This window comes from Streptomyces sp. NPDC013455 (assembly GCF_040632975.1).
Taxonomy (GTDB): domain Bacteria; phylum Actinomycetota; class Actinomycetes; order Streptomycetales; family Streptomycetaceae; genus Streptomyces.
Map to the genome: position 1 here is coordinate 1 of NZ_JBEYCX010000082.1, position 1,364 is coordinate 1,364.

At 70.9% G+C, this 1,364-nt stretch carries 1 protein-coding gene; it reads left to right on the forward strand.

Annotated elements, in window-relative coordinates; all coding sequences use genetic code 11:
* Window positions 1-1,364: type I polyketide synthase (locus ABZ576_RS34395; RefSeq protein WP_360750071.1), on the forward strand; the 1,364-nt coding region annotated here is incomplete at both ends.

Here is a 1,364-nt window from a genome sequence, read left to right on the forward strand (position 1 = left end):
GCCCTCACCCTCCTCGACCAGGCCATGGCCGGCGACCGCCCCGCCCTCCTGCCCGCCGACCTACGCCCCACCCACCCCCTCCCACCCCTCCTCACAAACCTCACCCCCACCACCAGCACCGGCACTCGCCGACGGCACCCCACCGCACCGCACAGCAGCACGGTCGCCACGCTCCGCGCCCGCCTGGCCGGCCAGACACCCGAGCAGCAGTACAAGACCCTCCTCACCCTCGTCCGCACCCACATCGCCACCGTTCTCGGCCACCCCGCGACGGAAGCCATCCCAGTGGACTCGGCCTTCCGCGACCTTGGCTTCGACTCCTTGACCGCAGTCGATCTACGGAACCGTCTGAGCGCCGAGACGGGCTTGCGACTGCCGGCAAGCCTCGTCTTCGATCAGCCGAGCCCAGCTGCCGTGGCCAGACTTCTCAAGACGGAACTGGTCGAGGAGGACACGGAGGCCGCCGCGACACCGGTCGGCCGGCCGACGGCTGTGGGCAATGACGAGCCGATCGCCATCATCGGAATGGCGTGCCGCTACCCGGGCAGCGTGCACTCGCCGCAGGAGCTCTGGGAGTTGGTCGCCTCGGGCGGGGACGCGATCGGGGAGTTCCCGAAGGACCGGGGGTGGGACCTGGAGCGGCTCTTCGACCCGGACCCGGCACGGACGGGGACGACGTACACCCGACACGGGGGATTCCTCTACGACGCGGGGGAGTTCGACGCCGAACTCTTCGGTATCAGCCCGCGCGAGGCGCTCGCCATGGACCCGCAGCAGCGGCTGCTGTTGGAGACCGTCTGGGAGACCCTCGAACACGCATGCCTCGACCCGGCCTCCGTGCGCGGATCACAAACGGGCGTGTTCGCCGGCGTGATGTACCACGACTACGCCTCCCGGCTGTCCACCGTCCCCGAAGGAGCCGAGGGGTACATCGGCAACGGCAACGCAGGCAGCGTCGCCACCGGCCGTGTCGCCTACACGTTCGGTCTCGAAGGCCCGGCGGTGACCGTCGACACGGCCTGCTCCTCCTCTCTGGTCGCCCTGCACCTGGCCTGCCAGGCACTGCGCTCGGGCGAGTGCACCATGGCGCTCGCGGGCGGCGTCACGGTGATGTCCTCGCCAGTGACCTTCGTGGAGTTCTCGCGCCAGCGGGGGTTGTCGGCCGACGGCCGGTGCAAGGCGTTTTCCGCTGCGGCCGACGGGACGGGCTGGGGCGAGGGAGTCGGCATGCTGCTGGTGGAGCGGCTGTCGGATGCCGAGCGCAACGGCCACCGCATCCTCGCGGTCGTGCGCGGCAGCGCCGTCAACCAAGACGGCGCCTCCAACGGCCTCACCGCCCCCAACGGCCCCTCCCAGCAACGCGT